Here is a 22300-nt window from a genome sequence, read left to right as displayed (position 1 = left end):
AGCAAAAGAAAACCGGCGCGGATCGCTCCGCGCCGGGTTCCCTCGGGTAACTTTCGAAGCGCCATGCGTCAGGCGACGCGGCGCACCTCATTGCCTTCGTCGTCGATGTCGCGAAGGACATAACCGCGGCCCCAGACCGTCTCGATATAATTTTCGCCGCCGCAGGCGAGCGCGAGTTTCTTCCTGAGCTTGCAGATGAAGACGTCGATGATCTTCAGCTCGGGCTCGTCCATGCCGCCATAAAGGTGATTCAGGAACATTTCCTTCGTCAGCGTCGTGCCCTTGCGCAAGCTGAGCAGCTCGAGCATCTGATATTCCTTGCCGGTCAGATGCACGCGAACGCTGTCGACCTCGACCGTCTTGGTGTCGAGATTGACGGCGAGCTTGCCCGTTTTGATGACGCTCTGGCTGTGGCCTTTCGACCGGCGGACGACCGCATGAATGCGCGCGACCAGTTCGTCGCGGTGGAACGGCTTGGTGACATAATCGTCGGCGCCGAAGCCGAACGAGCGCACCTTCGAATCCATTTCCGAAATGCCCGACAGGATCAGCACCGGCGTCTGCACCTTCGCGGTGCGCAGCTTTTTCAGCACGTCATAGCCGTGCATGTCGGGCAGGTTCAGGTCGAGCAGGATGATGTCGTAATCATAGAGCTTGCCCAGGTCCAAGCCCTCTTCCCCCAAGTCGGTGGTGTAGACGTTGAAGCCTTCGGTCGTGAGCATCGTGTCGATCGCTTTCGCGGTCGTCGGCTCGTCCTCGATCAGCAGTACGCGCATTAGGCACCCCTTGACTGTTTCCCACGATAATCCCGCGAACCGATCGCATGACCATCAAGGATGTCACCCGATCAACCCCCGTTGCAGGACTGCCGGAACATTAACCACGAAACTAATGAAGGGAAAAGGTTAATTTTGATTTAACCCGCAGAAGTCCACGAGTCGCGCTCTATTTGCAACAGTCGCTCAGCCCGCTTTTCCATCATGGTGAAGCGCCAGATACTGCTCGTGCGCGCCGGTGCAGGACATCTTGAGCGTATCGACCAGATGGTCCGAAAGCGCGCGCACGCGCGCCGGACGCAGCCGCGACGGCGGCGACAGCAGGTGCAGGTGCGACTGCGGCAGCGACCAGTCGGTCAGGATCGGCACGACCGCACCCGACGCCAGCGCGTCGGCCGCGATGAAGTCGGGGAGCGCCGCAATCCCGACGCCCGCAACAACGAGCGGTACCGCGACATCGCCATTGTTCGCGAAGAGCGGCCCGGTCGGCAGCACCGTCGCCTCCTCGCCCTTGCGATGGAAATGGAGCGGCAACGCGCGCTGGCGGTGACCGTAACCGATCAGGCGGTGGCCCGCGAGGTCGAGCGGGTGCCTGGGCGTGCCGTGCCGCTCCAGATAGGCGGGGCTCGCGATCACCGAGGCCGCGACCGGCGCGATCGTGCGCGCGAGCAGGCTCGAATCGGCAAGCGGCGAAATGCGCAAAGTGAGGTCGATGCCTTCGGCGACGGGGTCATTGCGCGCGTCGCTCAGCAGCACCTCGATCTCGACCGCGGGATGGCGGTCGAGGAAGGCCGCGAGCGGCGGGCCGAGCACCTTGATTCCGAAGCTCATCGGCGCCGCAAGACGGATCGGGCCCGCGAGATCGACGCGGTCGCCGCGCGCCGCTTCGGTCGCGGCGGTCGCCGCCGCGACCATCGCGCGCGCCTCGTCGAGCAGCCCCGCGCCCGCGGTCGACACGGCGACGACGCGCGAGCTCCTGTGCAGCAGGGTGATGCCGAGCGATGCCTCGAGCCGCGTCACCGCCTTCGACACGCTCGCCTTCGACAGGCCGAGCGCGGCCGCCGCCGCGGTAAAGCTGCCGCCATCGGCCACGGCGACGAAACAGGCCCAGCCTTCATAGTCGGGAAGCGCCATAAACTATCTCCTATCCGCTTGTTCGTCATTGCGAGGAGCCGCAGGCGACGCGGCAATCTCCAGCTTTCGGTCCCTATGGACGGTCGCTGGGGATTGCTTCGCTCCGCTCGCAAGGACTTCAATATTGGAAACGATGGTTTTCCATCTACGCTATTTTAGAAACGATCCAAATGCCTATTTTGTCCTCAACAGACTAACGCCGCCGGGCTCCAAAGCCCCGGGTGGCTGCGAAAGAAAGGACAAGGCCATGATCGACATTCGCAAATTCGACACGCTGGGCCACGCCAACCATGGCTGGCTCGACGCCCGCCACCATTTCTCGTTCGCGAGCTATAACGACCCGAAGCGCATGGGCTGGGGCGCGCTGCGCGTCTGGAACGACGACGCCATCGCGGCGCAGTCGGGTTTCCCCCCGCACCCGCACCGCGACATGGAAATCATCACCTATGTCCGCACCGGCGCGATCACGCACCGAGACAGCATGGGCAACAGCGGCCGCACCGCGGCGGGCGATGTCCAGGTGATGAGCGCGGGCACCGGCGTGACGCACAGCGAATTCAACCTCGAGGATGAGGAAACGACGCTGTTCCAGATCTGGATCATCCCCGATCTCGAGGGTGGCAATCCCGGCTGGGGCGCCCGCCAGTTCCCGAAGGCCGACCGTTCGGGACAGTTTGTGACGCTGGCGAGCGGGATCGAGGGCGATGACGCGCTGCCTATCCGCGCCAATGCCCGCGTCGCCGCGGCGACGGTGAACGCCGGCGCAAGCGTCTCCTACGACCTTGAAGCCGGACGCCACGCCTATCTGGTCGCCGCCAAGGGCCGCATCCGCGTCAATGGCGAGGAGGCAGATCCTCGCGACGGCATCGCGCTCCGCGATGTCGGGACGATCAAGGTCGAGGCGCTCGACGACGCCGAACTGGTGCTCGTCGACAGCCTCTGACGGAGCCCCCGGCCGCCGCCTTACCCCTCCCCCGGCGGCGGCCACCCCGCCGCGAGCCTCCCCCGATGGGCAGGCTCGCGGCACCCCCTCTCCCCTCCCCTCAAAGCCAAGGAGTAATGCCATGACCAATATCCTTCGTATCGACGCCAGCGCCCGCACCAGCGGGTCGACCACGCGCCAGCTCTCGGGCCAGCTCGTGAACCACCTTATCGAACAGGGCTATGGCGCCAACGTCGTCCACCGCGACCTCGCGCTCACCCCGCCCGCGCTGCTCACCGAAAGCTGGGTCGGCGCCAATTTCACCGACGACGCCGACCGCAGCGAGGAACAGAAGGCCGCGCTTGCAAGCTCGGACGAGCTGATCGGCGAGCTCGAAGCCGCCGACACGATCGTCATCGGCGTCCCCGTCTATAATTTCGCGATCCCCGCCTCGCTCAAGGCCTGGGTCGACCTGATCGCGCGTGCGCGCCGCACCTTCCGCTATACCGAAGCCGGTCCCGAAGGCCTGCTGAAGGGCAAGAAAGCCTATCTGGTCGTCGCATCGGGCGGCGTGCCGGTCGGCAGCGACTATGATTTCGCCACCGGCTATCTGCGCCACGTCCTCGGCTTCGTGGGCATCACCGATGTCACGATCATCGCCGCCGACCAGCAGATGATGGACGGCGAAGCGCTGAACCGCGCGACCGCGGCGATCGGCGAGCTGAAGCAGGCTGCCTGAACCGATGCGCCGTCTCCCGAGCCTTTTCCTTTCGCATGGCTCGCCGATGATGGCGCTCGAGCCCAGCCCGGCGCGGGACTTCCTCGCCGGGCTGGGCGCCCATTTGCCGCGCCCGCGCGCAATCCTCCTCGTCTCCGCGCACCATGATGCCGCGTATCAGGGCGGCGGCGTCACCGTCACCGCCTCGCCCGCCCCGCCGACGATCCACGACTTCGGCGGCTTTCCCGACGCGCTGTTCGCGATGCGCTACCCCGCGCCGGGCGACCCGGTACTGGCGAGCCGCGTGGTCGAAATGCTTGCGAGCTGCGGCCTGACGGTCACCGCCGATCCCGAACGCGGTTTCGACCATGGCGCGTGGGTGCCGCTGTCGCTCATCTACCCACGGGCCGACATCCCGGTCGTCCAACTCTCGATCCATTCGAGCGCATCGTCCGAATTTCATTATGCGCTGGGGCAAGCGCTTGCTCCGCTTCGCGACGACGGCGTGCTGATCGCCGGGTCGGGAAGCATCACGCACAACCTCCGCGCCTATTTCACCACGCGTCCGCCGATCGACGCTCCTGCGCCCGCGTGGGTCAGCGATTTCACCGACTGGGTCGCCGATCGCATGAAGACCGGAGCGGTCGACGATGTCCTCCACGCCGTCGAGCGCGCACCGCACGGCGCCGACAATCACCCGACGCCCGATCATCTATTGCCGCTGTTCGTCGCGATGGGCGCGGGCGACACACCCCTCAAAGCCAGACGCCTGCACGCCAGCTCCACCTATGCCGTGCTCGCGATAGACGTTTACGCTTTCGACTAAGGGGCAGCCCGCCTATAGCGCGCCATGCTCCTTTCAGATCGTGTCCTTTTCCTCGACGGCGAGGCCCTCGTCATCGACAAGCCCGCGGGCCTTCCCGTCGACGCGCCGCGCGACGGCAGCCTCAGCCTCGAAAATCATCTCGACCTGCTGCGCTTCGGCTTCAAGCGCTGGCCGCTTCCGGTCCACCGGCTCGACCGCGACACCTCGGGCTGCCTGCTCCTCGCGCGCAACCCAAAGGCGCACGGCCGCTTCACCCGCGCCTTCGAAAGCCGCGAGGTCGAGAAGCAATATCTCGCGATCGTCGATGGGGTGCCCGAGGGCGACAGCGGCACGATCGACATCGCGCTCGCCAAGGTGTCGACCGTCGAGGAGGGCTGGCGCATGGTCGGCGACCCGAAAGGCAAGCCGTCGGTGTCGCATTGGGAAAAGCTCGCCGTCGTCGGCGAGCGCAGCCTGCTCCGCTTCCGCCCCGAAACGGGCCGCACCCACCAGCTGCGTGTCCACGCGCTCGAGGGGCTCGGCTTTCCGCTCGTCGGCGATCCCGTCTACGGGCGCGGCGGCACCAAAACGCGCACCTTGCTTCACGCCGAACGGCTGGTGGTAAAACGTGACGTCAAGCCGTCGATAATTGCCGAGGCACCCTTCCCCGAGAGCTTCATCGCCTTGGGCTTCGCGGCGCCGGAGGGAGCGGAGCCGACGCGTGGCTGAGATTCCGGAAAGCGCGATCAGCGAGAAGTTTCTCGCGGGGTCGGGACCGGGCGGCCAGAATGTCAACAAGGTCGCGACCGCGTGCCAGCTGCGCGTCGATGTCTTCGCGCTGGGGCTTGCGCCCGACGCCTATCGCCGGCTCAAGGCGCTCGCGGGAAGCAGGATGACCTCGGCGGGCGAACTCGTCATTCTCGCGCGCAGTTTCCGCACCCAGGAAGCGAACCGCGCCGACGCGCGCGCGCGGCTGAACGAGCTGGTCGATGCCGCGCTCGTCCGCCCCGAAAAGCGCATCAAGACCAGGCCGAGCAAGGCGGCGAAAGCCCGGCGCATCGACAGCAAGAAGGCGCGCAGCAGCATCAAGGCCGGGCGCGGGCGGGTGCGCAGCACCGACTAGGGCGCGCCTTGCGATGACCAACCTCTATCGCCTCGACGCGCCCGCCGACGCGATCGCCGCGGCCCTCGGCGCCGAGGCAGGCAATGACCCGTGGACGGGCGATTATGTCGCGCCCGCGCGTCCCGCGCCGGTGATCGTCAGCGACGGGCGCGGCGGATCGCGGCGCTGGCTGCGCCCGAAACTGTGGGGCGTGCCGCCCCCGCCGCAGGGCACGCAGCCCGTCACCCACGTCCGCAACCTGACCAGCCCCTTCTGGATCGGCACGCTGCGCCATGCCGAACTGCGCTGCCTGATCCCCGCGACCGCCTTTGCCTATTGGTCGGGAAGCGAGGGCGCGCGGCGACAGCACTGGTTCTCCGTTCCGTCGCAGCCGGTCTTCGCCTTTGCCGGCGTCATGCGGCAGGGCGAGGACTGGCCGTGCTTTGCTATGCTCGCGACCGAGGCGAACCGGCTGGTCGCGCATCACCAGCCGAAGGGGATGCCGGTGATCCTGCATCGCGAGGATCACGCGACCTGGCTTAGCGGCGAGTGGCGCGCCGCGGTGGCGCTCGCGGTCCCGTTTCCCAGCCAGCTGATGGCCGTCGGCGACGCGCCTCCGGTATAGGCGAACTTCACCATATCGCTTCACGTTGCGCTAACCAGTGACGCCCTAAAATCATCCCGACCAGGAATGAAATCAGGGACCGTATCCGTGTTGGGAAATCACACCATCGAAACCAAGAAGGCGCCCAAGGCAGCACGCGGCGCCGAGCGCGCGCCTGTGACCGCACGCGCGCGTTTTCGCGAACCGGGGCTCAACCCCTTCGACGTCGAATTGTTCGACCTCTCGTCGACCGGCTTTCGCATGGTGACCTCGTTCCGGCCGCAGATCGGCAAGCATATCTGGGTGAACTTGCCCGGGCTCAATCCCCTGGAAGCGATCGTCCGCCGCGCCGACGGCAATAATTACGGATGCGAGTTCGTCCACCCGCTCCATGTGTCGGTCGCACAGCATCTGCAGGCGAAGCTACGCGGCGAGTAGCGGGGTCAGCCCTCGGGCGTCTCCGAATTTTTCAGGATATGCTTCCACTCGGCCGGCGTGACGCGCCCGACCGAGAGCCGCGACTGGCGGATCAGGTCCATGTCGGCAAGCTTGGGATCGGCCTTGATCGCCGCGAGCGTGACCGGATGGGCGAGCGCGCGCACCGGCGCGACGCGCACCACGACCCAGGGCGAGCCCTCGTCGGCGGTCGGGTCGGGGAACGACTCCTCGACGATCTCCATGATCCCGACGCATTCCTTGCCGATATTGCTGTGATAGAAGAGCGCCTCGTCACCCTTCTTCATCGCCATCATGTTGAGCTTGGCGGTGTGGTTGCGCACCCCATCCCAGATGCCGGTGCCGTCCTTGACGAGTTGCTCCCACGCATAGGCGTCGGGTTCGGATTTCATCAACCAATATTGCTTTGCCATGGCGGCGGGCTTAGCCGAACCGCGCGCGGGGCGGAACCGCCTTTTTCCCTTTAACCCTCGCGGCGCAGCGCCTAAATCGCGACTCATCACGCGCCCATGGCGGCGCCGCTTATCGAATGGACTTACCTCGCATGACCGCTGCCGTTCCTGTCATTTCCATGTCGCTTCCCGCCGACCAGTTCGCAAAGGATTTCGGCGCCTCGTTCGAACGCTTCGGCTTTGCGATGATCACCGATCACGGCATCGATCCCGACCTGATCGACGAAGCCTGGACGAAGGCGAAGGAATTTTTCGCGCTGCCCGAAGAGGTGAAGCGCGCCTATCATATCGCAGGCGGCGGCGGCGCGCGCGGCTATACGCCTTTCGGCACCGAAATCGCCAAGGGCGCGAAAGAGGTCGACCTCAAGGAATTCTGGCACGTCGGCCGCGACCTGCCCGAAGGCCACCCCCTCGCCGCGCAGCAGCCGAACAATGTCTGGCCCAAGGAAGTCGAAGGCTTCCGCGCCGCCTATGACAAGCTCTTCGCCGAGTTCGACCGCGTCGGCGGACGCCTGCTGTCGGGAATCGCGCGCTACCTCGGCCTCGCCTCCGATTTCTTCGACGACACGGTGAAGGACGGCAACAGCGTGATGCGCCTGCTCCACTATCCGCCGGTCGAAGCCCCCGCAAAGGGCATCCGCGCCGAGGCGCATGAGGATATCAACACGATCACCCTGCTGCTCGGCGCCGAGGAAGCCGGCCTTGAAATCCTCGACAAGGACGGCAGCTGGCTTCCCGTCTCGCCGCCGCCGGGCGCGATGGCGGTCAATGTCGGCGACATGCTGCAGCGGCTCACCAACAACCGCCTGCCCTCGACGACGCACCGCGTCCGCAACCCCGACGCGGGCCGCGCGAGCGTCGCGCGCTATTCGATGCCGTTTTTCCTGCATTTCCGCTCGGATTATCCAATCGAAACGCTCGCAAGCTGCATCGACGCCGCGCACCCGAACCTCTATCCAACCCCGATCACCGCCGATGACTATCTGCAGGAGCGGCTGCGCGAGATCGGGCTCAAGAAATAGCAGCGTCGCGTAGCAGGGGTTCGGGACGAATCGGCATTCGCCAGCGGCAATCGAACGTTCGCCGACGACCGATTGTCCTTCACTGGCGCCAATGCCAGAAGGCCGATTGATTCCGCCTTTTCCCGCCGGCGTCCGACCGGTGGACTGTTCCTGGAGAACCTATGCGACCCGCAACCATCTGTTTCGCATTCATGGCAGCCTTCGGTTCGCTGCATCCGGCTGCAGCGGCGGAGAAGGCGCCCCCCCTTCCGTGGAGCGCGCCCGCGACGACCGAGGTTGTGGTGGAGGACCGCAAGTTCGCAAACGGGGACGTCGAGCTTTCCGGTACGCTCCATATGCCGCGCAGCGGCCAGCCGGTCGCAGCGGTCGTCGTGACGCACAGCGCCTCGTCGCCGCTGCGCGCCGCGTCGCTCTACGATCATCTCAAGACCATTTTGCCGGCGCTGGGCATCGCCGTCTTCACATACGACCGGCGCGGATCGGGGCAGTCGGGTACGCAGGATGCCGGGGGCAATTTCACGATCCTCGCCGACGACGCGATCGCCGCCGTCAAGCATCTGAAAACCGACCCGCGCATTGATCCGCGGCGCATCGGCACCTGGGGGCTGAGCCAGGGCGGCTGGATTTCGCCGCTCGCCGCGTCGCGGAGCCCCGACATCGCGTTTGTCGTCGCGGTGTCGGCGCCGGTCGTCACCGCCGACGTCCAGATGATCTTTTCCTCGACGAACCATTTGAAGGCCAATGGCTATTCACAGGCCGACATCGACCAGATGGTCGCGGCGCGCAAGGCGGTCGACGATTATATGCGCGGCACGGTAAGCCGCGCCGAGGCGCAGGCGAAGCTCGACGCGATCAAGACCAAGCCGTGGTTCAAATATCTATACATGGGCGAAACCTTCCGCGACCGCGAAGTATCGGGCTGGCGCAAGGAGATCGAAAATGATCCGCTGGTCAATCTGAAGGCAGTCACGGTGCCGACGCTCATCCTCTATGGCGCCGACGATGCGGTCGTGCCGGTCGCCGATTCGGCTAGGCGCCTGAAAGCCATCGCACCGCAGATGCCCAATATGGATGCCCATGTGATCGCGGGCGCCGATCACGCGATGCAGATGTCGGCGGACCTCGAGACGTCGCTCGATCCCAAGCACGACGGCACCGAGCGGCCCGATTCGCCCGAATATTTCGCGCTGCTGGCGAGCTGGCTGGCGGCGCACGGTTTCGCCGGGGACTGAAGGGCTCCCTATCGCTCCGCCCAATAATCGAACACCGCCTGCTGCTGCTCGCGAATGAAGCGCGCCGCCGCGGCGCCCTCCCACGGCCCGTCATAGCCGAGGAGCAGCGCGGTGCCGCCGACCCACCAGCCTTGCCCCGGCAGGCGGTCGGACTCGCGTACGACCAGCACCGCAAGGTCGGGTTCGCCCTCGAGTGCGGAAAGCCGGTCTACCTCCTCGAGCGTCCTGCACACCGCGCGCATCTTGGGCCGGGTGAAACGGAAGCCGAGGTCGCCGAGCAGTTCGGAATAGCTGACGCTGCGCGCCGCGCGCGCCGCATCGATCAGGATCGTACGGATCCGCACTGCGTCGCCGAGCGCCGACGCGTCGGCCGGGCGTTCGTCGCCGCCTAGGCCTTGGTCTTTGGCGGCCATGGAATGAAGCCCGAGGTGCGTTTGACATAAGCGGCATAGTCCGGCCGCGTCTTGTGCAGCCCCTTTTCGAGCAGCGCCTTGCCCGACCACCGCGTGAGGGTGAAGGTCAGGAAGACCGGCCCGATCACGCTCGCGAGCGCGGGGCCCCAACCGAGGTCGAGCACGACGAGCCAGATGCCCCACCAGGTCAGTGCGTCGCCGAAATAATTCGGATGGCGTGTGTAGCGCCACAGGCCGGTGTCGAGCACCCTGCCCTTGTTCGCCGGATTCTTGCGGAACACGTCGAGCTGCGCGTCGCCGATGCTTTCGAACGCGATGCCGGCCAGCGCCGCCGCGGCGCCCAGCCATCCGAAGACGCCGATGTCTTGCGGGGCGTTCGCGCCCGCCCAGATGCCGATCTGCGCGGGCAGGCAGGTGAGGAACAGCAATGGCGCCTGCGTCAGGAAGACGGTAAGCAGCGCGGCTTTCGCCCAGCTCCACTTGTGCTTCTCCATCCTGTGCGCGAGAATTTTCCTGTAGCGCAGGTCCTCGCCGTCGCGCGCCCAGCGGATCGCCAGGTGGATCGCAAGCCGCAGTCCCCACAGCGTCGTGAGGCCAAGGAGCAATTTGGCATGGGGCGCCCCGACCCCCGTCTGCCATGCTGTCCCCCATGCGAGCAGCACCATGCCGAAGGCCCAGAAAGCGTCGATGAACGACACGTCGCGGATCGTCACCGCGACGCCCCACAGGAACAGGATCACCGCGAGCAGCCCGGCAAAATTGATCGCCAGAAGCAAGATTGCATCAGTCATGCGCGCGTGTCCGGTTCCTCATCGGCGCCGACTATATCATCGATCGAGCGCACTGCACGCTCGGGGAATTTCGGAATGCAATTTTTATAGGTTTCCAGCACCTTCAGCATGTCGGCGCGGAAGTCTCCTGTCGGCCAGATCAGCGGACCGAGACCGCCGCTTTTCTTGCCATAATCCATCACCCCGACGACAAGCGGGACTTTGGCCGCGAGCGCGATCTGGTAGAAACCGGTGCGCCATTTCTTCGTCTTGCCGCGCGTTCCTTCGGGCGCGACGGTCAGGATGAACTCTGCGCGGCGTGCGAATTCGCCCGCCATCTGCTGTACGACATTGGTGCCGCCGCGACGATCGACCGGGATGCCGCCCATCTGTTTCATGAAGCCGCCGATCGGCCAGCGGAACAGCGACAATTTGCCCATGAAATGCGGACGGATGCCGAGGTCGGCGGCAAGCCCGAGGAAATTGACGAAATCCCAGTTGCTCGTGTGCGGCGCGGCGATCAGGACGAAGCGCCGCGGTTCGGGCACGGCGCCCTCGGCCTTCCAGCCGCGCATCCGGTATAAGAGGAGCAAAAGGCGGCGCACCGCCCGCGCCACCGGCCCCGGCGGCTCGTCGTCAAACATGGTCACGGCTCCTCTCCACTCATCCCCCGATTGCGCGAAAGCCCTTCGCCGCGCAAGGGCTCGTCCTTGATCGATTCGATGCTGTGCCCCGCCCAAGCGCCCCGCGCCGCCCGCGCCGCCGCTCGACCCCAAGATCATCGGCCCGATGCAGACGCTCGTCGACACATATTGGCCGGGGCTGAAGGTGATCCCGTCGATGGCCAATGGCTATACCGACGCGACCTTCCTCGGCGCGGTCGGCATCCCGACCTATGGCATTCCCGGTATGTGGGGAGACCCCGACGGCAACGGCGCGCACGGCCTCGACGAACGCATGGAAGTGCGCTCGGTCTATGTCGGGCGCGACTATATGTTCGACCTGGTGAAGGCCTATGCGGATAAACCTTGATCCAGCCTTCGGTATCATTCGTCGTTGCGAGCGCGGCGAAGCAATCCAGAGCGAGCTTATACCGCCCCTGGATTGCCGCATCGCCTTCGGCTTCTCGCAATGACGATTGAGGGACGCTAACCCACGAACGCGCGCTCGATCACGAAGTCGCCGGGCGCGGCGTTCGATCCTTCCTTGAAGCCAAGCGCCTCGAAGCGCGCTTCGAGGTCGCGGATCATCGCCATGCTGCCGCACATCATGATGCGGTCGGTCGCCGGGTCGAAATGCGTGGGGCCGGTCAGCGGATGGCCGAAGAGCGACCCGTCCTCGATCAGCGCGTCGATGCGTCCCGTGGTGCGGAAGGGTTCGCGCGTCACCGTCGGGAGGTAATGGAATTGCAGCAACGCCTGGTCCTGCACCAGCGGATCGCCCGCGAGCTGGCTTTCGAGTTCGTCGCGGAACGCGAGGTCGCTGATCTGCCGCACGCAATGGACGAGCTGGATCTGGCTGAACCGTTCGTAGATGTCGGGATCGCGCGCGAGGCTGAGGAAGGGGGCGAGGCCGGTGCCGGTCGACAGCAGGAACAGCCGCTGTCCGGGCAGCAGCGCGTCGGCGACAAGCGTCCCCGTCGGCTTGCGCCCGAGATAGACGGGATCGCCCGGCTGGATCTTCTGCAGCCGCGAGGTCAACGGGCCGTCGGGCACCTTGATCGAGAGGAACTCAAGCTCGTCGGCATAAGCAGGGCTGGCGATCGAATAAGCGCGCAACAGCGGGCGGCCTTCGCCGGGCAGGCCAATCACCACGAACTCACCCGAACGGAAGCGGAAGCTAGGCGGGCGGGTGATCGTGAAGCTGAACAGATGCTCGTTCCAGTGGCGCACCGAACGCACTTCCTCGACGGTCAGCGAGGCGGAGGGGGCCAGCTTGGCAGCTTCGGCAATACGGTCACTCATCACTTTGGACTTTCCTGATGTGTCATGGCGCCGGCCGCGAGGGCCGGCATATCGAAACCCGCCGCGACCAACCTGTCGACCGCGGCGCCCATCGCCTTTGCGATCGGACCGACGCTGTCTCCCTCGGCCAGCAAGGCCAGCGTCGCGCGGGCATTTGTCACGCCCCCAAGCGAAATATCGCGCCAGAGTCCAAGCAGAATTGCTTCATCCTCTGAAATCTGGAGGCACGGCATCGGCGCCAGGACGAGCGTTTCGACGGCATCGCCGCCGATCAACGCCATCGCGACGTGAAAATCGGGCAACGCGCCCGCCGCGTTCACCGAAGTGAAGCCCCGGTGCAGCGTCTGCGGCGGGCACCGCCCGCGCGCGGCCGCCGCAACCCATCCCCGCATCGCCCAGAGCAGAAAACGCCCGCTGTTGCAGAGGCTTTCCACCGGCCGGTCGACAAAGGCGTACATCGATTCCCTTTCCAACGCGCGTCGGCGCAACGTCGGCGGGTTTATATGTTATTGCGAGTCATTTGCAATTCAGAAATTCGAGCGGGATGGAGAAAGGCCGAATGACTCGTCTGCGGTAGAGGAAAACAATCTCCCGAGCCGTTCACTTTAGCGGAATAGGGAACGGTTACGACAGATTGAGAACGACCGAAAAGCGGCGCTTGGTGTCTCATTAACTCGTCATTCCCGCGAAAGCGGGAACCGAGTGCGGGATCAGCCGACGCACGCTCTGGGTTCCCGCTTTCGCGGGAATGACGACTGTGGGGAATGGCAGCAACCCACCCCAAAGCCGCCACTCAGGCCGAAATAATGCACCTGCCCAACCGCCCCAACGCGGCCGTTAGCTGGCGCTACCTGATCTTGTCGCGGTTCGCATAGAGCAGCGCGGCGATCACCGCCGCCGACCCGATGCCGAGGCCCGCCGCGGCGGCGGTTTTCCAGCCGGCGCGCTTACCCTTTGCCGCTTCCTTGTCGGCCGCCTCGGAGGCATCGGCCGCTTCCTTTTGCTGTCGCCGCTCGCGCGCGGCGCGCAGCACTTCATTTTCTTCCTCTTCGGGCGGGGGAGGCGGCAGTTGGTCGGTCATCGTCTCTGTCGTTCCTTATTGTCAGGCGAGTGCCTGTTCGACAGGCACATAATCGGTTCCGATCGCTTCGGCTACGGCCTCGAACGTCACCTTACCGTTCCAAACGTTCAAACCCTGCGCAAGATGCACGTCGCGTTTCAAAGCTTCCTTCCAGCCGAGGTCGGCGATGCGCAGCGCGTGCGGCAGGGTGACGTTGTTCAGCGCATAGGTGCTGGTGCGCGCGACCGCGCCGGGCATATTAGCGACGGCATAATGGACGATGCCGTCGACGACATAGGTCGGGTCGGCGTGGGTCGTCGCGTGGCTCGTCTCGAAGCAGCCGCCCTGGTCGATCGCGACGTCGACGAGCACCGAGCCCGGACGCATCGTGCCGAGCATCTCGCGCGTGACGAGCTTCGGCGCCTCGGCGCCGGGGATCAGCACCGCGCCGATGACGAGGTCGGCCTCGGCGACGCATTCGGCGAGGTTCGCACGGTTCGAGAACCGCGTCTTCGCACGCGCCTCGAAGAAGGTGCCGACACGCTCGAGCACTTCGGGATCGCGGTCGAGGATGGTGACATCGGCGCCGAGGCCAGCTGCCATCTGCGCCGCGTTGAAGCCGACGACGCCGCCGCCGATCACGCAGATCTTGCCCGGCGCGACGCCGGGGACGCCGCCGAGCAGCACGCCGCGGCCGCCATGCGCCTTTTCGAGCGCGGTCGCGCCGGCCTGGATCGACATGCGCCCCGCGACCTGGCTCATCGGCTTCAGCAGCGGCAGGCCGCCATGCGGGCTCGTGACGGTTTCATAGGCGATGCACACGGCGCCCGATTTCATCAGGTCGCGCGTCTGGTCGGGATCGGGCGCGAGGTGGAGATAGGTATAGAGGATCTGACCGGGGCGCAGCATCGCGCGCTCGACCGGCTGGGGTTCCTTGACCTTCACGACCATCTCGCACTGCGCGAAAATCTCTTCGGCGGTCGCGACGATCTCGGCGCCCGCCTGTTCGTAAAAGCGGTCATGTGCACCGATGCCTTCGCCCGCGCCGGTCTCGACGAGCACGCGGTGGCCGTGGACGACGAGTTCGCGCGCGCTCTCGGGGGTCAGCCCGACACGATATTCGTGGTTCTTGATTTCCCTGGGGGTGCCGATGATCATGGTCGCTCTCCGAATATGAACGTCCTCGGCGACCGACAGCGGCCGCCGAAAACTTTCGGCGCTTTTAGCAGAAACGCGCCGCGAGGTGCTTGCATATGAATCGCGGATTCGCGAGTATCACGCACAGATTTTGCGCATAATGAGCAAAGGACGCACAATGATCGACCGGATCGATGCAAAGCTGCTCGACTTGCTGCAACGCACCGGGCCGCGTCCGGCGGCCGAACTGGGCGACATCGTCGGGCTGTCGGCCTCGGCGTGCCATCGCCGCATCCGCGCGCTGGAGGCGGCGGGGATCATTACGGGCTATTCGGCAAGGCTCGATCCCGAACGCATTGGGCTGGGGCTCGACGTCTTCGTCGACATCAGCCTGACCTCGCAGAGCGAAGACGCGCTGACCGCCTTCGAGAGCGCGGTCAAAAGTTTCGACGAAATCCTCGAATGTCAGCTTCTTTCGGGAGCTTCCGACTATCGCTTGCGCGTGGCCGCGCGCAATGTCGCCGATTTCGACCGATTGCACCGCCATTGCCTCTCGCGCCTGCCCGGCGTCGCGGCGATGCATAGCGCCTTTGCGCTGCGCACGATCAAGGCGTTCGAGGGCTATCCGGTTCCTCCCGCGGGTTAACGGCGCATTTACCACTGATGCCGCATATCCCGTTCACCAGTTTCGCAGGATGAATGCGGGCGACAGACCCGCGCGTCTTTGGGGTGATCAGGGAAGCAGGATCATGGTGAAGGAAAATCCGATTCATAAGCAGCAGATCGATCCGATTTTGATGTCGGAGCGTTTTCCCTATTACGATCTCGACGGCCGTCTGGCCGCCTGCGGAACCGAAATCCACACGATCATCGCCGGCCGCGAAGAAGCGGTCGCGCGCGCCTATTGGGACGCGTTCAACCAGCTTCCCGACCCGGACCGCAAGGTCGAGGGCGAGCTTTACGACAGCTATGTCCGCGGCAGCGCGCGTCACACGACGGTCAAATATGCCGACGCCGCCGGCCAGGAGGTCGCGACGATCGCCTGCCAGAACACGCATATGGCGCGGCGGGTGAAGCTGCCGCTCGCCTCGGTCATGTCGTGCATCGCCGAAAGCCACCGCCTCACGATCGAATATGTCGTCGAAGCCTGCATCGGTGATCCCGAGCGGCTGGCGCGGCTGACGAGCGCGATCAACCGGCTCGCGCTGCTCGAGTTCGACATCATGCAGCGTTACGCGGCGAAGCTCGACCGCGCGGTATTTTCGAGCGAGCGGCAGACGCTCGCGGGCGATTTCGACCGCTCGATCGCCTCGCTGGTCCAGGACACCGACGGGGTGCGCGAACAACTTGCCAAACAAGCCGCCTCTGCCGACCAGGCCGCGAAGGGCATGATCGCCAAGACGAGCGAGGTCGCCGCGGCGTCCGAACAGTCGGCGATGGCGATGCGCGAGGCCGCATCGACCGCCGCGGGCCTGATCCGCGCGATCGAGGATGCGCGGAGCGAAGTCGAAGCCTCGGCGACCGTCGCGACGCGCGCGTCGGAACAGGCGGGCGAAGCCGTCGCCATGTCCGAAGCTCTGTCGCATCACGCCGAATCGATCGAATCGATCCTCGGCCTGATCCGCGAGATCGCCGGGCAGACCAACCTCCTCGCGCTCAACGCCACGATCGAGGCGGCGCGCGCGGGCGAATCGGGTCGCGGTTTTGCCGTCGTGGCGCAGGAGGTGAAGAGCCTCGCCAATGAAACCGCGCGCGCCACGGACGACATCGCCGGCAAGATCACCGCGATCCAGCAGGCGACCAAGGGATCGGTCAGCGCAAACCAGTCGATCCAGCAGACGATCGTCGAGGTGCAAAACTCGGCGCAGCGCATTCGCGACGCGATGGACGCGCAGGCGCAGACGGTCACGTCGATCACCGCGGCGGTCGACGAAACCGCGCTCGCCGCCGATTCGATGTCGTCGACGATCGCAAGCATCCGCAACGATTCGGGCATGGTCGCGAGCGAAATCAGCGTGCTGAGCCAGGAATTCGCCAAAATGGGTGGCCGCCTCCAGCAACTCGAGCAGGCCGCTAGCGAATTCAGCCGCCGCGTGGCGTAAATTCACCTACGTCAGCGTCATAGCGGAGAGGGCACTCCGCTCGCTCCCGCTTGGCAAGCCCTGCCCCGCTGCCTAAGGCGGAGGCATGAACACGCATATCCTGATCACCGGCGCGAGCCGCGGCATCGGCGCCGCGATCGCGGACGCCCTCACCGGTGACGCAACGAAGGTGGTCGCGCTGTCGAGCGCCGACGGCGACCTGGCCGACCCCACGACCCCCGACCGGCTGTGGCAGGCGAGCCTCGACCGGCTGGACGGTCGCATCGACGTGCTCGTCAACAACGCCGGCGTGTTCGAAGCCAATCCGCTGGGTGACCCCAACGCCGACTGGCTCGCGAACTGGAACCGCACGATGCAGGTCAATCTGACGTCGAGCGCGCAATTGTGCCGCCATGCAGTGCTGCACTGGCACGAGCGCGGCAGCCCGGGTGAAAAGACGGGCGGCCGCATCGTCAACATCGCAAGCCGCGCGGCGTACCGCGGCGACAGCCCCGCGCACTGGCATTATGCGGCATCGAAATCGGGCATGGTCGCGATGACCAAGACGATCGCGCGCGCCTATGCCAAGGACGGCATCCTCGCCTTTGCGATCTGTCCCGGCTTCACGATGACCGGAATGGCCGACGAATATCTCGCGAGCCGCGGCGGCGACAAATTGCTTGCCGACATTCCGCTGGGGCGCGTCGCGATGCCCGACGAGGTCGGCGAGATGGCGCGCTGGTGCGCGCTCGATGCGCCGGCGTCGATGACCGGCGCGGTTCTCGACGTCAACGGCGCAAGCTATGTGCGCTAGACCATGAGCTGGGTCATCTCGCTCCCCTGCACCCGCGCCGAGGCGGAGGCGTTGTCGGGCGATATCCCCGAACTCGACGCGATGCCCGAAGCGCCCGTTGTCGTGACGCGCGAGATCGACGAGAATGCGGGCCTGTGGCAACTCGACGCCTATATGGACGCCAAGCCCGGGGCAGATCTGGTAAAGCTGCTCCAGTCGTTCCTGCCCAGCGCGCAGGGCCGCAAGCCCGTCGTCCAAGAATTGCCCGAGGAAGATTGGGTGACACTGAGCCAGCAGGGGCTCGAACCCGTTCAGGCAGGGCGCTTTTTCGTTCACACCAGCAGCTATGCCGATCGCGTGCCGCCCGGCACGACGCCGTTCCTTATCGATGCGAGCCAAGCCTTCGGAACCGGCGGCCACGACACGACGGCGGGCTGCCTCGCCATGCTCGACCGGCTCGCGCGGCAAGGCGCGAGCCCGCGAAACATCGCCGACATCGGCACCGGGACGGGACTGCTTGCCTTTGCCGCGATGGCATTGTGGCCGCGCGCGAAGGCGATCGCTTCGGACATCGACCCCGCGAGCATTTTCGTGACGCGCGACAATGCGGGCATCAACGGGGTGCCCCTCGGTCGCGGCGGCGGGCGGCTCGCGCTCGCGGTCGCACCGGGAACCGACCACCCCGCAATCCGCCACCGCTCGCCCTATGACCTGGTCGTCGCCAATATTCTCGCGGGGCCACTGATCACCCTCGCCCCCGATATTGCTGCGGCCACCGCGCCGGGCGGCCATGCGATCCTAGCGGGGCTGATCGCGCGTCAGATGGAGCCGGTGCTCGCCGCCTATCGCGCGCAGGGCTTTCGTCTCGCCACGCGCGGGGGCAGCGCCGAGTGGCCGTGCCTGCTGCTCGTCAAGCGCCGCCGCTACGGCTGGCGGCGCAAGGAGCGCGCCTTCCACCGCGCCAATCCGTCGGACGCCAGCTTCGGCAGCTGGTAGCTAAATGGTAGATTTTTCTCGGTGATTTGATAGCCTTCGCCATCATCGGGAGAATCGGCCATGAGCCTGTTTATCACCCTTGCCCTGCTCGCCGCTGCCCCCGCCGCTGGAGAGGACCCCGATTCCATCATCGTGACCGGCATCCCCGACGCGAAGCGGGAAGAGCGCAAGCGCGCCGCCGAATTCGTGCGCCGCGCGGGCGTCGCGCAGCTCGAACCCGTCGCGCGGTGGATCGCACCCGTATGCCCGCGCACCTTGGGCGTCGCCGCCAAGATCGCCGGGATCGTCGATGATAGGATTCGCGAGGTGGCGACCGCGGCGGGAGCACCGGTGGCGCCGACCCCATGCACCCCCAATATCGCGGTGATCTTTACCGACAATGGCGACGGGCTGACCCGCGCGATTCTCGACAAATCGCCGCGACTGGCCGCCGCGCTATCATCGACGGAACGCGAGCGCCTCGTGCAAGGCGACGGGCCGATCCGCTGGTGGTACGGCACGCGCGACGAAAGCCGCGACGGGATGCCAACGACCGACGGTATACTCAAGCAGTATAACAGCAGCATCGTCAGCACGCAGGTGGTGCGCGCGCTGCGATCCGCGACGGTCATCGTCGATGCCGAGCAGGCCGACGGCACGTTGCTCGATGCGGTCGCGTCCTACACCGCGATGGTCGCGCTCGCCGAACTCAACAGCGATCCGCCGCCGCCCAAGGATTCGATCATGGGGCTGTTCGGCGACGAGCCGGAGCATCGCTCGCTGTCGGGCAAAGATATGGCGCTGTTGCGCGGAATCTACAGCCTGCCACCCGACCGCGAAGCCTATCAGCACCGGCGCCGACTGGTCGGAGCCGTCCGCAAAGGCGAGGAATGACGGTCAGCCGCTCTTTGCGAGCGCATAGTCCTGCGTGCCGTGCGTGATCACCGCGTCGTCGGGCAGGATATCGGCGATCGGGATCGGCGGCAGCGCGGCATTCTGCGCATAAAGCGGCGCGAAATCGGTGTTCACCGTCGTGTCGAGCAACTGGTCGAGGCTCTCGATCACAAAATAATTCTGCTGGAAATCGTCGATCCGGTAGTCGGTGCGCATCACGCGGGCGAGGTCGAAACCGATACGGTTCGGGCTGTCCGAATCGAGTGCGAAGACACTTTCGGCGAAGGAAGAGACGATGCCAGCCCCATAGATGCGCAGCCCGCCGGCTTCGCGGATCAGGCCGAATTCGACCGTATACCAATAAAGCCGCGCGAGCTGTTTCAGCGCATCGAATTTCAGGCTTCTGAGGCCTCCTTCGCCGTAGGCAACCATATAGTCCGCGAACACCGGGTCGGCGAGCATCGGGACATGGCCGAACACGTCATGGAAGACGTCGGGTTCCTGCAGATAGTCGAGCTGTTCGGGGGTGCGGATGAAATTGCCCGCCGGAAAGCGCCGGTTTGCGAGATGGTCGAAGAAAACATCGTCGGGAACGAGCCCCGGCACCGCGACGACCTGCCACCCGGTCGCGGCCATCAGCCGCGCGTTGAGCTCGCGATAATCGGGAATGCCCGGCTTTTCGAGGCGCAGCACGTCGATGCCGCGCAGGAAGGCCTCCGACGCGCGGCCGGGCAGCATGTCCGACTGCCGCGCAAAGAGGCGGTCCCACATCGCATGTTCGTTGGCGGTGAAGGCGTCCCAATCTTGCGGAATCGTCCAGTCGGCGGCGGCGCCCGGCGGCGGCGTGTCATGGACGTGGGTAAACTGGCTTTCCATGGACAAGCTTCTATCATCAAAATGGTTTCAAGTGAAACTTTATTCGCCGATTTCCACGACCTGCGTTGCAAGGCGATCGACCTCGGCGCGGTCGTGACTGACATACAGGATCGGTAGCCCCAGCTCGTCGCGAATCCGCTCGATCACCTTCATGATATCGCCCCGCCGCGCGGCGTCGAGCGAGGACAAGGGTTCGTCCATCAACAGGATTTCGGGACCCGCCAGGAGCGCGCGGCCGATCGCGACGCGCTGCGCCTCGCCGCCCGACAGGCCTTGCGGCCAGCGATCGAGAAGATGATCGATGCCGAGAAATCGCGTGGCTTCGTCGAGGCTCATCCAGCGGTTCGCCGGCGGAGCGAGATCGAGACCATAAGTCAGGTTCGCACGGACGCGGCGATGCGGGAACAACCGGCCGTCCTGAAAGACATAGCCGACGCGCCGCGCCTCGGGCGACAGGTCGGTCGCGCTATCGAACAGGGTGCGGTCGCCGACGCGGATATGCCCCCGATCGGGGCGAAGCAGCCCCGCGACCATGTTGAGAATACTCGTCTTGCCCGCGCCCGAAGGGCCGAAAAGCGCGGTCAGCCCCGGGCCGGCGGCGAAGCGCGCGGCGATGACCCGGTCGCCGAGGCGGCGGGTGACGTCGATATCAATCGCCACGACGCTGCCTTTCGCCATGGGTGCGGCGGACGAGCCATTCGGAAAGGATGAGCGCGCCGAGCGACAGCGCAACCGACAGGAGAGCGAGCCGCGTCACCATCGCCTCGCCCCCCGGAACCTGCAGCGCCGAATAGATGGCGAGTGGCAGCGTGCGCGTTTCGCCGGGGATGTTCGAGACGAAGGTGATCGTCGCGCCGAACTCGCCGATCGAGCGCGCGAAACCGAGCACGAGCGCAGCGAGGACACCCGGAAGCGCGAGCGGCAGGCTGACGCTCCAGAAACAATGCCACGGCGTCGCGCCCAATGTGCGCGCCGCGCCTTCCAGCCGCCGGTCGATCCCCTCGATCGACAGCCGCATCGCGCGCACCATCAACGGCAGCGCCATGATCGCCGCCGCGAGCGCGGCGCCAGTCCAGCGGAACATCAAGGTCGCACCGAACCAGCTTTCGAGCCAGCGGCCGACGGGGCCGAGCGGGCCGAAGGCGATGAGCAACAGCCAGCCCGTGACGACGGGCGGCAGGACGAGCGGCAGGTGGACGAGCGCGTCGAGGACGACGCGGCCAGGGAAGCGATAACGCGCGAGAATCCATGCGAGGCCGAAGGCGACCGGAAGCGTCGCGAGTACCGCTACGCCACCGACCTTCAGCGACAGCGCGACGATCCCCCACTCCTCCGGAGACAGCATCAGGACGCCGAGAAGCCGTGGCGGGCGAAAATCGCGCGGCCCCGTTTCGAGAAGAGGAAGGCCCGGAAAGCCCCCGCATCCCTGTGCCGCGATGCCTTGAGCACCGCGACCGGATAGCGGATCGGCGGATGGCTCGACGCGGGGAAGACCCCGACGATGCGCACCGCCGTCGACGCGCGCGCGTCGGTCGCGTAGACGACACCGAAAGGCGCGGCGCCGCGCTCGACAAGCGCCAGCGCGGCGCGAACATTTTCGGCGGGCGCGACCCTGCCCGCGACGCCGCTCCAAACGCCGAGATGAGCGAGCGCGGCCTTCGCATATTTGCCCGCGGGCACCGCGCCCGGATCGGCGAGCGCGAGGCGGCCCGAACCGAGCGCCCTCGCGAGCGGGAACCCGCGCGCGATCGTGAGCCTCGCGCGGCTGGCGGCGGGGGCGATCAGCACCAGCCGGTTGCCGAGCAGGGTCGCGCGCGTGCCCGCACGCAACATCCCCGCTTTCGCCGCGGCATCCATCCATGGCTCATCGGCCGAAAGAAAAAGATCGGCGGGCGCGCCCGCAATCACCTGCCGCGCGAGCGCCGACGAGGCGGCGAAAGAGAGGACGGGTTTGGGGTGACCCTTCGCGGCCCAGGCGTCGGCCGCTTCGGTGAGCGATTCCTGCAGGCTGGCCGCCGCAAGCACCACCGGGCCGCGCGCTTGTGCCATCGCGGCGGGCGCCAGAAGTAGCGCGAAAAGCAGTGGGAACAGGCGGAGGAGGCGGGCCATCGGCG

The 22300-nt window shown here is 66.0% G+C and carries 29 protein-coding genes; 15 read left to right on the top strand and 14 right to left on the bottom strand.

The annotated features are described in order from the left end of the window. Positions 1-68: 68 nt before the first annotated feature. Both ctrA and HDC29_RS02940 read right to left on the bottom strand, forming a co-directional pair. Positions 69-776 carry a response regulator transcription factor CtrA gene (ctrA, locus tag HDC29_RS02945; RefSeq protein WP_058457016.1) on the bottom strand — a complete coding sequence of 236 codons (708 nt, stop codon included), beginning with the start codon at positions 774-776 and terminating at the stop codon, positions 69-71. Positions 777-962: 186 nt separating this feature from the next. After that, entirely contained in the window at positions 963-1910 is a 948-nt protein-coding gene (locus HDC29_RS02940) for a LysR family transcriptional regulator (RefSeq protein WP_179494222.1), read from the bottom strand. A gap of 247 nt (positions 1911-2157) precedes the next feature. Here HDC29_RS02940 and HDC29_RS02935 point away from each other — a divergent pair, with 247 nt between their 5' ends. The 7 genes from HDC29_RS02935 (at position 2158) to HDC29_RS02905 (ending at position 6499) form a co-directional block, all read left to right on the top strand. Further along, positions 2158-2853 carry a pirin family protein gene (locus tag HDC29_RS02935; protein ID WP_179494220.1) on the top strand — a complete coding sequence of 232 codons (696 nt, stop codon included), beginning with the start codon at positions 2158-2160 and terminating at the stop codon, positions 2851-2853. 121 nt (positions 2854-2974) lie between these two features. Further along, positions 2975-3571, top strand: a complete 597-nt coding sequence (locus tag HDC29_RS02930) for an FMN-dependent NADH-azoreductase (RefSeq protein WP_179494218.1) — start codon at positions 2975-2977, stop codon at positions 3569-3571. Between the two features lie 46 nt (positions 3572-3617). After that, complete coding sequence (locus tag HDC29_RS02925; protein WP_373562746.1) at positions 3618-4376, top strand: class III extradiol ring-cleavage dioxygenase; 759 nt, start codon at positions 3618-3620, stop codon at positions 4374-4376. Positions 4377-4400: 24 nt separating this feature from the next. Beyond that, positions 4401-5084 (top strand): RluA family pseudouridine synthase, encoded by a 684-nt coding sequence (locus HDC29_RS02920; RefSeq protein WP_179494214.1) that lies wholly within the window; start codon positions 4401-4403, stop codon positions 5082-5084. Further along, positions 5077-5478 (top strand): alternative ribosome rescue aminoacyl-tRNA hydrolase ArfB, encoded by a 402-nt coding sequence (gene arfB / locus HDC29_RS02915; protein ID WP_179494212.1) that lies wholly within the window; start codon positions 5077-5079, stop codon positions 5476-5478. Before HDC29_RS02920 ends, arfB begins: the two co-directional genes overlap by 8 nt. A gap of 13 nt (positions 5479-5491) precedes the next feature. After that, positions 5492-6082 carry an SOS response-associated peptidase family protein gene (locus HDC29_RS02910; protein ID WP_179494210.1) on the top strand — a complete coding sequence of 197 codons (591 nt, stop codon included), beginning with the start codon at positions 5492-5494 and terminating at the stop codon, positions 6080-6082. 87 nt (positions 6083-6169) lie between these two features. Then, the gene (locus tag HDC29_RS02905; RefSeq protein WP_179494208.1) at positions 6170-6499 is read left to right on the top strand and encodes a PilZ domain-containing protein; all 330 of its coding nucleotides are present in this window, start codon (positions 6170-6172) and stop codon (positions 6497-6499) included. Between the two features lie 5 nt (positions 6500-6504). Here the strand turns inward: HDC29_RS02905 and HDC29_RS02900 are convergent, their stop codons facing one another. Then, positions 6505-6930 carry an EVE domain-containing protein gene (locus tag HDC29_RS02900; RefSeq protein WP_179494206.1) on the bottom strand — a complete coding sequence of 142 codons (426 nt, stop codon included), beginning with the start codon at positions 6928-6930 and terminating at the stop codon, positions 6505-6507. Positions 6931-7061: 131 nt separating this feature from the next. On the opposite strand from HDC29_RS02900, the gene HDC29_RS02895 reads away from it, so the two are divergent. Both HDC29_RS02895 and HDC29_RS02890 read left to right on the top strand, forming a co-directional pair. Next, the gene (locus tag HDC29_RS02895) at positions 7062-7991 is read left to right on the top strand and encodes an isopenicillin N synthase family oxygenase (protein WP_179494204.1); all 930 of its coding nucleotides are present in this window, start codon (positions 7062-7064) and stop codon (positions 7989-7991) included. A gap of 161 nt (positions 7992-8152) precedes the next feature. Then, positions 8153-9223 (top strand): S9 family peptidase, encoded by a 1071-nt coding sequence (locus HDC29_RS02890; protein ID WP_179494202.1) that lies wholly within the window; start codon positions 8153-8155, stop codon positions 9221-9223. 8 nt (positions 9224-9231) lie between these two features. Here the strand turns inward: HDC29_RS02890 and HDC29_RS02885 are convergent, their stop codons facing one another. The 3 genes from HDC29_RS02885 to HDC29_RS02875 are packed head-to-tail and all read right to left on the bottom strand — an operon-like array spanning position 9232 to position 11050. Next, positions 9232-9636, bottom strand: a complete 405-nt coding sequence (locus tag HDC29_RS02885; protein ID WP_179494200.1) for a ribose-phosphate pyrophosphokinase — start codon at positions 9634-9636, stop codon at positions 9232-9234. Then, entirely contained in the window at positions 9612-10427 is an 816-nt protein-coding gene (locus HDC29_RS02880; protein ID WP_179494198.1) for a DUF1295 domain-containing protein, read from the bottom strand. The genes HDC29_RS02885 and HDC29_RS02880 overlap by 25 nt, the downstream gene beginning before the upstream one ends. Continuing rightward, on the bottom strand, positions 10424-11050 hold the full coding sequence (locus HDC29_RS02875) for a lysophospholipid acyltransferase family protein (RefSeq protein WP_218844348.1): 627 nt from the start codon (positions 11048-11050) through the stop codon (positions 10424-10426). The genes HDC29_RS02880 and HDC29_RS02875 overlap by 4 nt, the downstream gene beginning before the upstream one ends. A 73-nt stretch (positions 11051-11123) precedes the next feature. Between HDC29_RS02875 and HDC29_RS02870 the strand changes: the two genes are divergently transcribed. After that, a complete protein-coding gene (locus HDC29_RS02870; RefSeq protein ID WP_373562792.1) occupies positions 11124-11438 on the top strand; it encodes a M20/M25/M40 family metallo-hydrolase in 315 nt (104 codons plus the stop codon). 116 nt (positions 11439-11554) lie between these two features. On the opposite strand, the gene HDC29_RS02865 is transcribed toward HDC29_RS02870, so the two are convergent. The 4 genes from HDC29_RS02865 to ald form a co-directional block, all read right to left on the bottom strand. Beyond that, complete coding sequence (locus tag HDC29_RS02865; RefSeq protein WP_179494194.1) at positions 11555-12370, bottom strand: ferredoxin--NADP reductase; 816 nt, start codon at positions 12368-12370, stop codon at positions 11555-11557. After that, entirely contained in the window at positions 12370-12828 is a 459-nt protein-coding gene (locus HDC29_RS02860; RefSeq protein WP_179494192.1) for a hypothetical protein, read from the bottom strand. The genes HDC29_RS02865 and HDC29_RS02860 overlap by 1 nt, the downstream gene beginning before the upstream one ends. A 389-nt stretch (positions 12829-13217) precedes the next feature. Then, a complete protein-coding gene (locus tag HDC29_RS02855) occupies positions 13218-13451 on the bottom strand; it encodes a hypothetical protein (protein ID WP_179494190.1) in 234 nt (77 codons plus the stop codon). A gap of 21 nt (positions 13452-13472) precedes the next feature. Continuing rightward, a complete protein-coding gene (gene ald, locus HDC29_RS02850; RefSeq protein WP_179494188.1) occupies positions 13473-14588 on the bottom strand; it encodes an alanine dehydrogenase in 1116 nt (371 codons plus the stop codon). 157 nt (positions 14589-14745) lie between these two features. On the opposite strand from ald, the gene HDC29_RS02845 reads away from it, so the two are divergent. From HDC29_RS02845 to HDC29_RS02825, 5 genes are all read left to right on the top strand, one after another. Continuing rightward, the gene (locus HDC29_RS02845; RefSeq protein WP_179494186.1) at positions 14746-15213 is read left to right on the top strand and encodes an Lrp/AsnC family transcriptional regulator; all 468 of its coding nucleotides are present in this window, start codon (positions 14746-14748) and stop codon (positions 15211-15213) included. Between the two features lie 103 nt (positions 15214-15316). Then, positions 15317-16669 (top strand): methyl-accepting chemotaxis protein, encoded by a 1353-nt coding sequence (locus tag HDC29_RS02840; protein ID WP_179494184.1) that lies wholly within the window; start codon positions 15317-15319, stop codon positions 16667-16669. An 85-nt stretch (positions 16670-16754) separates the two neighbouring features. Next, entirely contained in the window at positions 16755-17462 is a 708-nt protein-coding gene (locus HDC29_RS02835; protein ID WP_179494182.1) for an SDR family NAD(P)-dependent oxidoreductase, read from the top strand. Between the two features lie 3 nt (positions 17463-17465). Further along, positions 17466-18437: a 50S ribosomal protein L11 methyltransferase gene (locus tag HDC29_RS02830; RefSeq protein WP_179494180.1), complete on the top strand. Its 972-nt coding sequence runs from the start codon at positions 17466-17468 to the stop codon at positions 18435-18437. Between the two features lie 60 nt (positions 18438-18497). Continuing rightward, positions 18498-19310: a hypothetical protein gene (locus tag HDC29_RS02825; protein ID WP_179494178.1), complete on the top strand. Its 813-nt coding sequence runs from the start codon at positions 18498-18500 to the stop codon at positions 19308-19310. Positions 19311-19313: 3 nt separating this feature from the next. On the opposite strand, the gene phhA is transcribed toward HDC29_RS02825, so the two are convergent. The 4 genes from phhA to modA are packed head-to-tail and all read right to left on the bottom strand — an operon-like array spanning position 19314 to position 22295. Then, positions 19314-20186: a phenylalanine 4-monooxygenase gene (gene phhA, locus HDC29_RS02820; RefSeq protein ID WP_179494176.1), complete on the bottom strand. Its 873-nt coding sequence runs from the start codon at positions 20184-20186 to the stop codon at positions 19314-19316. Between the two features lie 39 nt (positions 20187-20225). Next, positions 20226-20846: a molybdenum ABC transporter ATP-binding protein gene (locus HDC29_RS02815; RefSeq protein WP_179494174.1), complete on the bottom strand. Its 621-nt coding sequence runs from the start codon at positions 20844-20846 to the stop codon at positions 20226-20228. Next, a complete protein-coding gene (modB, locus tag HDC29_RS02810; protein ID WP_179494172.1) occupies positions 20836-21531 on the bottom strand; it encodes a molybdate ABC transporter permease subunit in 696 nt (231 codons plus the stop codon). Before modB ends, HDC29_RS02815 begins: the two co-directional genes overlap by 11 nt. Then, positions 21531-22295, bottom strand: coding sequence for a molybdate ABC transporter substrate-binding protein (modA, locus tag HDC29_RS02805; protein WP_179494170.1), 765 nt, complete (start codon positions 22293-22295; stop codon positions 21531-21533). Before modA ends, modB begins: the two co-directional genes overlap by 1 nt. Between the last annotated feature and the right edge of the window lie 5 nt (positions 22296-22300).

The organism is Sphingopyxis sp. JAI108, assembly GCF_013410105.1.
GTDB lineage: Bacteria > Pseudomonadota > Alphaproteobacteria > Sphingomonadales > Sphingomonadaceae > Sphingopyxis > Sphingopyxis chilensis.
Note: the sequence above shows the minus strand (reverse complement) of the source record. Positions and strands in the feature narration are given on the sequence as shown.

Excerpts from the sequence above, each read along its gene's own strand:
- ctrA (WP_058457016.1), bottom strand. The coding sequence starts at position 776 with ATGCGCGTACTGCTGATCGAGGACGAGCCGACGACCGCGAAAGCGATC.
- HDC29_RS02940 (WP_179494222.1), bottom strand. The coding sequence starts at position 1,910 with ATGGCGCTTCCCGACTATGAAGGCTGGGCCTGTTTCGTCGCCGTGGCC.
- HDC29_RS02935 (WP_179494220.1), top strand. The coding sequence starts at position 2,158 with ATGATCGACATTCGCAAATTCGACACGCTGGGCCACGCCAACCATGGC.
- HDC29_RS02930 (WP_179494218.1), top strand. The coding sequence starts at position 2,975 with ATGACCAATATCCTTCGTATCGACGCCAGCGCCCGCACCAGCGGGTCG.
- HDC29_RS02925 (WP_373562746.1), top strand. The coding sequence starts at position 3,618 with ATGATGGCGCTCGAGCCCAGCCCGGCGCGGGACTTCCTCGCCGGGCTG.
- HDC29_RS02920 (WP_179494214.1), top strand. The coding sequence starts at position 4,401 with ATGCTCCTTTCAGATCGTGTCCTTTTCCTCGACGGCGAGGCCCTCGTC.
- HDC29_RS02910 (WP_179494210.1), top strand. The coding sequence starts at position 5,492 with ATGACCAACCTCTATCGCCTCGACGCGCCCGCCGACGCGATCGCCGCG.
- HDC29_RS02900 (WP_179494206.1), bottom strand. The coding sequence starts at position 6,930 with ATGGCAAAGCAATATTGGTTGATGAAATCCGAACCCGACGCCTATGCG.
- HDC29_RS02895 (WP_179494204.1), top strand. The coding sequence starts at position 7,062 with ATGACCGCTGCCGTTCCTGTCATTTCCATGTCGCTTCCCGCCGACCAG.
- HDC29_RS02890 (WP_179494202.1), top strand. The coding sequence starts at position 8,153 with ATGCGACCCGCAACCATCTGTTTCGCATTCATGGCAGCCTTCGGTTCG.
- HDC29_RS02885 (WP_179494200.1), bottom strand. The coding sequence starts at position 9,636 with ATGGCCGCCAAAGACCAAGGCCTAGGCGGCGACGAACGCCCGGCCGAC.
- HDC29_RS02880 (WP_179494198.1), bottom strand. The coding sequence starts at position 10,427 with ATGACTGATGCAATCTTGCTTCTGGCGATCAATTTTGCCGGGCTGCTC.
- HDC29_RS02875 (WP_218844348.1), bottom strand. The coding sequence starts at position 11,050 with ATGTTTGACGACGAGCCGCCGGGGCCGGTGGCGCGGGCGGTGCGCCGC.
- HDC29_RS02865 (WP_179494194.1), bottom strand. The coding sequence starts at position 12,370 with ATGAGTGACCGTATTGCCGAAGCTGCCAAGCTGGCCCCCTCCGCCTCG.
- HDC29_RS02860 (WP_179494192.1), bottom strand. The coding sequence starts at position 12,828 with ATGTACGCCTTTGTCGACCGGCCGGTGGAAAGCCTCTGCAACAGCGGG.
- HDC29_RS02855 (WP_179494190.1), bottom strand. The coding sequence starts at position 13,451 with ATGACCGACCAACTGCCGCCTCCCCCGCCCGAAGAGGAAGAAAATGAA.
- ald (WP_179494188.1), bottom strand. The coding sequence starts at position 14,588 with ATGATCATCGGCACCCCCAGGGAAATCAAGAACCACGAATATCGTGTC.
- HDC29_RS02845 (WP_179494186.1), top strand. The coding sequence starts at position 14,746 with ATGATCGACCGGATCGATGCAAAGCTGCTCGACTTGCTGCAACGCACC.
- HDC29_RS02840 (WP_179494184.1), top strand. The coding sequence starts at position 15,317 with ATGGTGAAGGAAAATCCGATTCATAAGCAGCAGATCGATCCGATTTTG.
- HDC29_RS02835 (WP_179494182.1), top strand. The coding sequence starts at position 16,755 with ATGAACACGCATATCCTGATCACCGGCGCGAGCCGCGGCATCGGCGCC.
- HDC29_RS02830 (WP_179494180.1), top strand. The coding sequence starts at position 17,466 with ATGAGCTGGGTCATCTCGCTCCCCTGCACCCGCGCCGAGGCGGAGGCG.
- HDC29_RS02825 (WP_179494178.1), top strand. The coding sequence starts at position 18,498 with ATGAGCCTGTTTATCACCCTTGCCCTGCTCGCCGCTGCCCCCGCCGCT.
- phhA (WP_179494176.1), bottom strand. The coding sequence starts at position 20,186 with ATGGAAAGCCAGTTTACCCACGTCCATGACACGCCGCCGCCGGGCGCC.
- modB (WP_179494172.1), bottom strand. The coding sequence starts at position 21,531 with ATGCTGTCTCCGGAGGAGTGGGGGATCGTCGCGCTGTCGCTGAAGGTC.
- modA (WP_179494170.1), bottom strand. The coding sequence starts at position 22,295 with ATGGCCCGCCTCCTCCGCCTGTTCCCACTGCTTTTCGCGCTACTTCTG.